The sequence below is a fragment of the Rhodococcus sp. H29-C3 genome (genome assembly GCF_030063405.1).
Taxonomy (GTDB): Bacteria; Actinomycetota; Actinomycetes; order Mycobacteriales; family Mycobacteriaceae; genus Rhodococcoides.
In genome coordinates this window covers 1-9,738 of record NZ_JASITC010000036.1, presented here as the reverse complement: position 1 = coordinate 9,738, position 9,738 = coordinate 1, and the positions used below count along the sequence as shown (strand labels likewise).

The 9,738-nt window shown below is 60.4% G+C and carries 10 protein-coding genes and 1 pseudogene; 8 read left to right on the top strand and 3 right to left on the bottom strand.

Annotated elements, in window-relative coordinates; all coding sequences use genetic code 11:
• Nucleotides 1-117 precede the first annotated feature (117 nt).
• The gene (locus tag QMK32_RS24825) at nucleotides 118-762 is read right to left on the bottom strand and encodes a ScbR family autoregulator-binding transcription factor (protein WP_283478224.1); all 645 of its coding nucleotides are present in this window, start codon (nucleotides 760-762) and stop codon (nucleotides 118-120) included.
• Between the two features lie 220 nt (nucleotides 763-982).
• Between QMK32_RS24825 and QMK32_RS24820 the strand changes: the two genes are divergently transcribed.
• From QMK32_RS24820 to QMK32_RS24795, 6 genes are all read left to right on the top strand, one after another.
• Nucleotides 983-1,693 (top strand): NAD-dependent epimerase/dehydratase family protein, encoded by a 711-nt coding sequence (locus QMK32_RS24820; RefSeq protein ID WP_283478223.1) that lies wholly within the window; start codon nucleotides 983-985, stop codon nucleotides 1,691-1,693.
• A gap of 444 nt (nucleotides 1,694-2,137) precedes the next feature.
• The gene (istA, locus tag QMK32_RS24815) at nucleotides 2,138-3,769 is read left to right on the top strand and encodes an IS21 family transposase (RefSeq protein WP_283478221.1); all 1,632 of its coding nucleotides are present in this window, start codon (nucleotides 2,138-2,140) and stop codon (nucleotides 3,767-3,769) included.
• On the top strand, nucleotides 3,766-4,569 hold the full coding sequence (gene istB / locus QMK32_RS24810) for an IS21-like element helper ATPase IstB (protein WP_283478220.1): 804 nt from the start codon (nucleotides 3,766-3,768) through the stop codon (nucleotides 4,567-4,569). Before istA ends, istB begins: the two co-directional genes overlap by 4 nt.
• Before the next feature lie 97 nt (nucleotides 4,570-4,666).
• A complete protein-coding gene (locus QMK32_RS24805; RefSeq protein WP_283478219.1) occupies nucleotides 4,667-4,996 on the top strand; it encodes a hypothetical protein in 330 nt (109 codons plus the stop codon).
• 174 nt (nucleotides 4,997-5,170) lie between these two features.
• Complete coding sequence (locus QMK32_RS24800; RefSeq protein WP_283478218.1) at nucleotides 5,171-5,437, top strand: hypothetical protein; 267 nt, start codon at nucleotides 5,171-5,173, stop codon at nucleotides 5,435-5,437.
• Nucleotides 5,438-5,686: 249 nt separating this feature from the next.
• Nucleotides 5,687-6,589: an ABC transporter ATP-binding protein gene (locus QMK32_RS24795; RefSeq protein ID WP_283478217.1), complete on the top strand. Its 903-nt coding sequence runs from the start codon at nucleotides 5,687-5,689 to the stop codon at nucleotides 6,587-6,589.
• Here the strand turns inward: QMK32_RS24795 and QMK32_RS24790 are convergent.
• Nucleotides 6,576-6,848 (bottom strand): annotated as a pseudogene (locus QMK32_RS24790) (integrase core domain-containing protein); the annotation flags it as partial. The gene QMK32_RS24795 and the pseudogene QMK32_RS24790 sit on opposite strands and share 14 nt — an antisense overlap.
• Between QMK32_RS24790 and QMK32_RS24785 the strand changes: the two are divergent.
• A complete protein-coding gene (locus QMK32_RS24785) occupies nucleotides 6,843-7,181 on the top strand; it encodes an integrase core domain-containing protein (RefSeq protein ID WP_283478216.1) in 339 nt (112 codons plus the stop codon). The pseudogene QMK32_RS24790 and the gene QMK32_RS24785 sit on opposite strands and share 6 nt — an antisense overlap.
• Before the next feature lie 168 nt (nucleotides 7,182-7,349).
• Here QMK32_RS24785 and QMK32_RS24780 read toward each other — a convergent pair whose 3' ends face one another.
• On the bottom strand, nucleotides 7,350-8,690 hold the full coding sequence (locus QMK32_RS24780) for a DHA2 family efflux MFS transporter permease subunit (protein WP_283478225.1): 1,341 nt from the start codon (nucleotides 8,688-8,690) through the stop codon (nucleotides 7,350-7,352).
• Between the two features lie 185 nt (nucleotides 8,691-8,875).
• Between QMK32_RS24780 and QMK32_RS24775 the strand changes: the two genes are divergently transcribed.
• Entirely contained in the window at nucleotides 8,876-9,436 is a 561-nt protein-coding gene (locus tag QMK32_RS24775; RefSeq protein WP_283478215.1) for a helix-turn-helix domain-containing protein, read from the top strand.
• Nucleotides 9,437-9,738: the final 302 nt, after the last annotated feature.

The following is a 9,738-nucleotide window of genomic DNA, read 5'->3' as shown; positions in this document are numbered from 1 at the left end:
GTAGAGCCACATCGAGGTCTGAGCCATACTTCGTTGCCCCCTGGGGGAGCCAACGCAAATCTCGCCTATGATCCCGTGTCCACCAAACCGGGAACGGTTCGCTCACGTCCCACTGTGTCAGGCGGTCGCCGCCTCCGATTTATGGGGTGGAAGCGCCGCCAATCTCATCACGTGAGCCAATGTGCTCTTGTGAACAATCGTCGGCAACACCAGGTTCCACATCTGGTTCAACCGCTCGTACAAATCGGCTCTGCCGGTCAGCATCTCCGAGAGAATCTGCACTCCGGTGAACGAGCCCACGATGAACCGGGCCAGCGCGTCGATGTCGGTGCCCTTGACGATGTCGCCGTCGTCGGCTGCTTGCAGCGCAATCTCTTTGATGGCGTCGATCCAGTCCAAGTACGGTTTTTCTATCGGACCCTGCATACTTCCGATTTCCATCGTCAAGCGCATGCCGCCTCGCGCGATAGGCTCGGTCACGAGCTGCCGCGCCATCTCTTGGGACACAAGCACCAGCATCTCGACCGCGGTGTCAGACTGAGTGCCCACGAGTCGGGTGCCTTCCATCGCCATGGCGTGTTGCGCTTCGATGACCGCGTGCGCGAGCTCTTCTTTGGACGCGAAGTGGAAATACATCGCACCTTTGCTCACACCGGCGTGCTGCAGGATGGTGCCCAGGCTGGCGGAATAGCCGAACTTCTCGAAGCTCTTCGCAGCCCCCAAGATGGCGGCCTGGCGCGTAAGAACAGCGCGCTCCTGCATGTGGTACCTAACTCTCGTCGATGGGGGTGTGGCTCTCAACGATACGTCGAGAGCCACCCAACCAGCGTCGTCGGCACCGACACGCTGTGACTACCTTGGTGCTCGGAGCCGGTGGCTTCATCGGGTCCGCTGTCATGCGGCAATTCGCTTCCGGCGATCATGGCCACGTCATTGGCTTGTTCGTACTGCCAGCGCGGCAAGAGAGCTCGAGGACGCCGGGATGATCGCCGCGATTGGCGAGATCAACGACATCGGATCCCTGCGAGCGGCCATGAGCCAGGCCTCGACCGTTATCCGCTGCGTTTCCTACGTAGAAAACGATCAGCAACAATGCTTTCGCGTCAATGAGCAAGGCATGCGGAACGTCACGTCGATCGCATCAGAAGTCGGCGTCGAACGGCTGCTCTATGTCAGTACTGCAGCGGTGTACGGGGAGGGGCCGCCGTTTCGGGATCTACCGGTCGATGGAGCGCCCATCCGCCCGCAATCGGTGGCTAGTCGGACACGGGCCGTCGCAGAGCAGTGCGTCCGTGACAGCGGCGGTCTGGTCATTCGACCGCATCTCGTCTACGGGGTCGGCGACAGATGGTTTCTGCCAACACTGACAGAAATTGTGACTCGACTGGGGGCAGTCATCGATGACGGAAAGGCGCTGCAGTTGATAGTCGACGTAGATGACCTCGCGAGCTCTCTACGCCATCTCACAGTCGAGCAACGATTTCGCTATGGCACAACGCTTCATGTCAATGAGCCTGAACTGGTGAAAGTCATCGACGTTCTCACACATCATGCGCAGCAAACGAACTGGAGTCTGCCTCGTAAATCCATCACCCGCGTCGACGCGCTGGGGTGTGCTACCGAATTAGGTCTCACCGTGCGTCAGGTCGACATGATCAGCGCAGATCGCTGGTTTCGGTCCAGATTGTACTAAGAGAATGTAGTTCCTTGCGCGTCAAATACTTTGGTGATCCCCATTTTGGGCGGCGGACCCTCTTTTGGCGAGTTCGCCCTATTTAAGGGAGCTCCTTCCAGTAGCCGGTGGGAGCTCGTTCGACGTCTCCATCGGCAGGGCTACGCCATGACGTACCGCAGTCTGGACACTGTCGAACACTTCGTTTGCGCACCCGCCGTCCGTTTGTTGCTACCAACTTCGCTGGGACCGTTCCCGGTGTGGTGGACACACGGGATCATCGGACCGCTCGAGTCAGGATTGTCGTCTGCCATGAGCATGGGACCAGTTTGACCTGATTCTGCCAGGGTGATGGGACCACCTGGATTGCCAGTTATGGGACCACCGGCGCGCCTTGCCGGTGGTTTCGTCGTTTGCTCGTTCGATCGTCTGTGATAGCTCAACGAGGTCACGGAGGTCGACGGCATGGCTTTTCGGGAGATCAGTGTGAACGAGATCAAAGAAGTACTGAGATTGTGGCTCGGGACGGCCGCGATGCCGGCCCCTGGGCTACGCAAGATCGCCGAGCATTCCGGGGTGGATCGCAAGACCGTCCGCCGTTACGTCGAGGCAGCCCAATCTGCGGGACTGCAGAAAACCGATACCTCCGCAGCAGTGAACGATGAATTGATCGCGGCCGTCGTCGACACTGTTCGCCCCGACCGCCCACACGGTCACGGGGCAGCATGGGAGGAGTTGCTCTCTCATGAGCAGCAGATCACCAAGTGGGTGGCAGGAGACGGTGAACAGAAACCGCTCACCATCGCCAAGATCGAAGTCCTCCTTACCCGTAAAGGGTGCGTGGTGCCGTACCGGACATTGCATCGATTCGCCACGCAGCGTTGCGGTTTCCGCCGCAAGGACCTCACCGTCCGCGTCGTCGACGGCGACCCCGGAATCGAATGCCAGATCGACTTCGGCTACCTGGGGATGCTCACCGACCCCGAGGGCGGGCGGGCCCGAAAAGTGCACGCTCTGATCTTCACCGCGGTCTACAGCAGACACATGTTCGTGTGGCTGACGTACTCACAAACTTTGGTGGCGGTGATCGCCGGCTGCGAAGCAGCGTGGACATTCTTCGGCGGCGTGTTCGCAGTCCTGATACCGGACAACCTCAAACCTGTCGTCACCACCGCTGACCCGATCGCCCCACGACTGAGTGATGGTTGGCTCGACTACAGCAGCCACGTAGGGTTTGTAACCGACCCAGCACGGGTGCGCTCGCCGAAGGACAAACCCCGCCTCGAACGCACAGTGCAATACGTCCGCGGAAACTTCTGGGCCGGTGAACGATTCACCAGTCTCGCCGAAGCCCAAGAGGCAGTGGTTCGTTGGTGCTCCAACACGGCAGGGATGCGCATTCACGGGACCACCTGCGCACGGCCGCTGGAAGTGTTCGAGGACTCCGAACTGCCAGCACTACTGCCGGTTCCGGCTGTGTACGACGTGCCGATCTTCAAGGACGTCAAAGTGCACCGCGACTTCCACGCCGAAGTCGCCAAAGCTCTCTATTCGTTGCCGCAGCAATGGATCGGATCGACCCTGTCGGTGCGCGCGGACACCGAACTGGTGAAGTTCTACCACCGCGGCACCCTGGTGAAGATCCATCCCCGTCAGCGCCCCGGCGGCCGCAGTACCGACCGCGCCGACCTCCCCGAGCGCAAGTCCGACTACGCACTGCGCGATGTCACCTCATTGATCGGTAAGTGCACCGCGCACGGGGCGAATATCGCCATCTACGCCGAACGCATCCTCGATGACCCACTGCCGTGGACGAGGATCCGCAGCGTCTACCGACTCCAAGGACTGGTGCGACGTTACGGTGCCCAGCGCGTCGAACAAGCCTGCTCACTTTCGCTCGATCTCGATGTCGTTTCGGTCACCAAGATTGCATCCATGTTGGAACGGGCCACCGAATCCACCACCCCGGATTTACCGAAAGCAGTCGGGCAGACATCGACACGGTTCTCTCGTGATCCTGCCGAATTCCGTTCCACACCAACCTCATCGCTTTCCGTCGTCGACGGAATCGGTACCACTCCGGAAGGCCAGTCATGACCACCACGCGCACCACCGCTACCGCCGAACCGGTCGGCACCGACCTCGTTCGATTACTCAAAGCCCTCAAACTCGGCGCGCTCGCCGACACCCTGCCCGAACGCGCCGCCCTGGCCCGACAACACAAACTCAGCCACATCGGATTCCTCGAAGTGCTCCTCGCCGACGAAGTGAACCGCCGTGACTCACGCTCGGCGACCCTGCGAGCTACCAAAGCAGGACTCGACCCGGCGATGGCGTTCGATTCCTGGAACAGCCTCGATGATCTGCGCTACGACCGGACATTGCTCGGCGATCTCACCTCACTGCGGTTTCTCGATGCACATCAGTCTGCGATCGTCCTGGGCCCGGTTGGGGTCGGAAAGACTCATCTGGCAACAGCATTGGGGCACATGGCAATTCGTCGACGACACAGTGTTCTGTTCGCGCGGTCGGATAAACTGTTCACCCGCTTGCGCGCGGCCCGCCTCGACAACACCGTCGAAGCAGAAATACGCCGGCTCACAGCGATCGACGTGCTGATCATCGACGACTTCGCGTTGCGGCCGCTCGATGCCACCGAGACCAGCGACTTCTACGAGCTAATAGTGGAACGACATCGCAAGAAGACCACGATAGTGACTTCGAATAGGGAGCCGTCGGAGTGGCTGACGATGACCGCCGACACCCTCCTCGCGCAATCAGCAATCGATCGACTGACCTCCGCGGCGCACACCCTCATCATCGAGGGGCCGTCCTACCGCCAACGAACCCGGCCCGGAACAGTTGACGAGAACACCGACAACGAGCATCCTCAATAACGCGCCACGGTGGTCCCTACCCTCTGGCAATCAGGTGGTCCCATCACCCTGGCAAGCGACATCGTACGCTCTACAAGGTCCTCTGCACGAGCGGTCGGTGACCAGGAACCCGTCGGGTTTCATCATTCCTCGCTCTCGACGCTCGTCAGCCATCGACAACTGGCTCGAGGAGTACCCAGGAGCGCTGGGAGTGGAAACCTACTGGTACGGCCCTTCAGATCCCGTCGAACAGGACAACCTCATTGTTCGATACGCCCACGAGATGGACGCCCGCGTCCTCGTATCGGGTGACGGGGCAGCGGACCATTACGCGCCATGGAGGAAACCCGCCACGAGTGTCGTCTACCTGAGTGAACTGCTTGATCTGACGGCAGCAGACCTGGTCACAACGCGAAGACGCAACGGTCACCGCCATCGTTCCGCGTGATCACACCATCTGGGCAACGGCCGTCAGGGACGGCAGCTCCGATCGATACGTCGATCCCCTGATCGCACTGTGGGATCTCACACGCTACGGGCGTGGGAGCGACGTCGATGAAGCGGCCGCGAAACTTCGTGCTGCGATTATCGATCGGTCCCATCCCTGATGACGACCTGCCACTTGATCTCGACTTCCGCCGCGGACGATCGGGCGTATCGAGCGCTCGCCAACATCTGTGGACTCGCAGCTACTGTCGAGCATCGGATCATCGGTGGGCACATGGTCCGTCTGCTTCTTCTGGCCTACCCAACAGGCCGCGCTACCGAACGAAGCAATGCAGACGCCGATATCGGAATCGATATCGCTCTCGCAGGAAGCGGACACCTACACCACGCACTGACCACCGCCGGTTACGAAGCAACCAGCAATCGGCGAAGGTCGCGGTGATAGCACTCCGACGGGTTGCAGCACATACCTTCTCGCCGAACTCGGATGACCGACAAAGTTCGTGAGGCAATAGCGCGTGGTCACCGGGGTTCACCACGATCGGGTCGGTAAGCATCGAGGTCCAGGTTGATCATGTGGCAGACCGGTCCGCCGGGGCCGGGTGCAAGGGATGACCCAGTTGGTGTTTGTGGGCGCGGATACAGTTGCCCGCATCAAGACTTGTACCTAACCTTTGAAAGGACTATTGCAGTGGCCGATACTCGCCCTGGCGGAGCACGGGCCTTGCTACGGCTGGCCCGTCCATATCGAACCGCCATCGTGGTTGGGATGCTGTTCGGGGTGGTCGGGTCATTAGGTGCCCTCGCTCAGCCGATGGCCGCCCGGTTGGTGCTGAACAACGTGGCCGAAGGCGCTTCGCTGGTTGTACCGTTCGCAGTGCTCGCCACGTTGATGGTGGTGGGCGCCCTTGCCTCTGGGCTCCAGGTGTACATCCTGGAGCGGACTGGTGAGCGTGTCGTGCTTACGCTTCGTAAGCGCCTCATTATGCGACTGCTCCGACTGAGGGTCGCTGAGTACGACCAGCACCGGGCAGGGGATCTGCTGTCCAGGGTGGGCTCGGACACCACGTTACTGCGCTCGGTGCTCACCGCTAACGTACTTGAGGCGGCGCCGAGTGTTTTGACGGTGGTTGGTGCGGTCGCGTTGATGATCTACCTGGACTGGATCCTATTTGTGACGCTCGTCGTCGTGCTCGCAGTGGCATCGGTGGTCGTCGTCCCCGCCTTGACTCGGATCAACACCGCCACTCGTGCCACCCAGGACCACGTCGGGGCGATGACAGCGGATTTGGAACGGGCGCTCGGTGCGGTTCGCACAGTCAAGGCCAGCCTGATGGAGGCTGCCGAAACCCGCCGTGTCGGTGCTCACGCCGACCGCGCTTTTGCAGCGGGTGTGAGGGTGGTGAAGTACGACGCAATCGTGGGAGCCGGGACAGGACTGGCGCTCCAGGCATCATTCCTGATAATTCTGGGCGTCGGCGGGTACCGGGTGGCGGCGGGCGCACTTGGGGTGGCGGATCTGATTGCCTTCGTGTTGTATGATCTGCCGCGGGGATTTCGGACACTGGAGATGGTTAAATTCATGCCGCGTTGACGTGCTGCCGGTAACTGTAATGGACATCGTTCGGAGCGCGGTAGTCGAGTGCTGAATGCCTCCGTCGGGGATTGTAGAAACCCTCGATGTAACGGATGACATCATGTCGCGCTGGGGATTTCGTGGCGTAGACGGTGCGGTAGACGCACTCGTTCTTCAGTGCAGCGAAGAAACTTTCGGCCATACTGTTGTCCCAACATTGACCGGTCCGCCCCATCGAGGACCTCATCATCAAACCGGTCACCAGAGCCCGGTGTTGCAACGACCGGTTGAACTTGCCCAATATACTGCGATCGCCTTCGGGCACCGTTTGGCGCAGGAGGGCATCGCCGCGTCGATCGGAACGGTCGGCGACAGTTACGATAATGCTCTCGCCGAATCGGTGAACGCGGACTACAAGAACGAGCTCGTCGACAACGGTCCTCGTTACCCGGGCGTCGCAGAATTGTCGTTGGCCACCGCGCAGTGGGTCGCGTTCTACAACCGCGAGCGTCCCCACAGCTACTGCCATGACCTCACACCCGACCACGCCGAGCAACTCCACTACGCTCGGCTGCGGATCCTCGATCCGGAGGAGGCACTCACGCAGTGAGCTCTCCGGAAATGCCGGGATGGATCAATAGTTGCATCTGCGAGATGCCCTTCGTAGTGGTCAGAATTTGTTCTGTGAGAAGTCTTATTCTTCACCACTACAGGGCATTTCGTGTCTACGGCACGCGACCATCCGTCACCGGATCGGTGCATTCAGGCTAAGTGAAGGCTAAGTGATGACGCGACGAGGGGTTCGCACCGACGTCGAAACCTGCGCGACCAACATGAGCACCAGGCCGCAGCACATCACCAATATCCAGCCGGGCAGAGATGCGTGCACAAGTTCTTTCGTCGGTGCGCCTGCGACAATGCTGCCGGCTACGGCGACACCCACTGCGGCCCCGAATTGGCGAGCAGTGGAGGTGACCCCACCCGCGAGACCCGCCTGAGCAGACGGTAGGCCACTGACGGCCGTATTGGTGATCGGAGCGTTCGCGAAGCCGACCCCAGCGCCGATGAGCAGGTACGCAAACATCACGGCGCCAACAGCTGTCTGGTTGTTCGACAGGGCGAAAACACCACCGCCGAGAATGGTGGAACCGCTTGCGATGACAAGCGGCAATCGCGCTCCCGTGCGGCCGACAAGATAGCCGGACAACGGTGCACAGACGGTGGCGCCCACGGCCATCGGAAGCGCTAGAAGTCCCGAGGCAACCGGACTCATCGACCGACCTTGCTGCAAGTACAGCGTTCCCAGAAGCAGAGTCACATTGAGTGCAACGAAGATCGACACCGCACCGATGGCAGCAGCACTGAAGGATGTGTTGCGGAACAACTTCGGATCGATCAAGGGAGCTCGCCGCCGCAACTCGATTGCAATGAATGCCGCGACAGTGGCAGTTCCACACGCGTAGAAGACGATGGCAGTAGCTGACGTCCACCCCACGGCAGGACCTTCGATGAGCAGTGCGACTGCGCCGCCGATGATGAAGATCAGGAGAAGTTGCCCTGGAACATCCAGTTTCTTCCGTTGTGGCGCCCGAGATTCGGGAACAAACAGTCTTGTGAGTAAAAGGACGCTGGCGATGATCGGCAGGTTCAACCAGAAGATCGATCTCCAGCCGACCTCCGAGACCAGCACGCCTCCGAGGGCGGGGCCGACTGCCATGCTGAGGCCGAAGACGGATCCCCAGATCCCGATCGCGAACGCACGTTGCTTGGGGTCTGTTATGAGGTTGACCACGATCGCCAGCGCGACCGGACTCAGCATCGATGCGCCGACCCCCTGGACGGCCCGAGCACCGATTAGGACCTCGATGGTTGGCGCCACCGCGCACACCACAGATGACGCGGCGAACACGAGAAGTCCCAGTTGGAAAATGCGCCGACGGCCGAAACTGTCGGCCATGGCTCCTGACGAGATCAAAAGACTGGCCATCACAAGGGTGTATGCGTCTACCGCCCATGAAAGGCCACGAAGATCGGTATCGAGGTCGGTTCCGATCGAGGGCAGCGCAATGTTGACGATGCTGGTGTCCAGACCCACGATAAAGATGCTGGCGCAGCACACTGCGAGGACCAGCCATCGATGGTCGTCAGTCGTGTCCGACCGGTTCGCCGTCAATTCAACCAAGGTATGAACCCACTTCCGTTATTGACGACTCCACGGTGGGATCGTCGTGCTGTTACCACGCGATCGTCGCCGCCGAGTGGTGCACTGCGGAAGCAAATTTGCAGAACCTGCAAAATGATCAGATGGACCCGGAAGTGGAACAGACGCTCGCCGACATCGGGCCGCGCCTGCGCGCGTTACGGCACGACCGACAAATGACGCTGGAGGGCGTTGCCGCCGAGACGGGACTTTCGGTGAGTGTGCTCTCGCGGTTGGAATCTGGGAAACGGAGTCCAACACTGAAAGTTCTCATTCCACTAGCCCGGGTACATCGAGTCGGGCTCGATCAGCTCATCGGTGCGCCTGCGACCGGGGATCCGCGAATTCACCTCACACCACGGCGGCGTCCGAACGGAAGCGTTGTTGTCCCGTTGACCCACTACCCCGGCCGGGTTCAAGTCTTCAAACAGGTGATCGGACCTCATGAACCCCGATTGGTCACCCACGCTGGCTATGAATGGCTATATGTCCTCGCCGGCCATCTACGGCTCATCGTCGGTGAACGTGAGCAGGCTTTGGATGCAGGCGAGATAGCAGAATTCGATACTAGCGAGCCGCACTGGTTCGGACCAGCCGACGATCAGGCGGTGGAAATTCTGCACATGTTCGGCCCGCATGGCGACCAAGCCCGCACCCGCACCTAGGGCGTGTCTCCTGAAGGCTGAGATACAGGGAAAGGTAAGCCTGCGTCGGGACACAGCCAGCACCACACGACGCGGTCGTATTTTACCCTCGAACATCTCGGCCACGAGAACCCACAGTAGTTGGGACAGAATGGCGTTGAGTCACCTACACCTGGGATCAGGTTCGAACGCGTTCTGATCCGTCCCGGTGTTTCCGGAGGGCTCGTCTCAGGGAAAGATGAAACCTCATGGCAGCACGATCGAAGAAGTACTCGGCGGAATTGAAGAAGGACGCCGTCGAGATGGTGGCCCGGTTGGTTGAA

Bases quoted from the DNA above. Each gene is read 5' to 3' on its own strand.
- QMK32_RS24775 (WP_283478215.1), top strand. From the start codon at position 8,876: ATGGACCCGGAAGTGGAACAGACGCTCGCCGACATCGGGCCGCGCCTG.
- istB (WP_283478220.1), top strand. From the start codon at position 3,766: ATGACCACCACGCGCACCACCGCTACCGCCGAACCGGTCGGCACCGAC.
- QMK32_RS24825 (WP_283478224.1), bottom strand. From the start codon at position 762: ATGCAGGAGCGCGCTGTTCTTACGCGCCAGGCCGCCATCTTGGGGGCT.
- istA (WP_283478221.1), top strand. From the start codon at position 2,138: ATGGCTTTTCGGGAGATCAGTGTGAACGAGATCAAAGAAGTACTGAGA.
- QMK32_RS24820 (WP_283478223.1), top strand. From the start codon at position 983: ATGATCGCCGCGATTGGCGAGATCAACGACATCGGATCCCTGCGAGCG.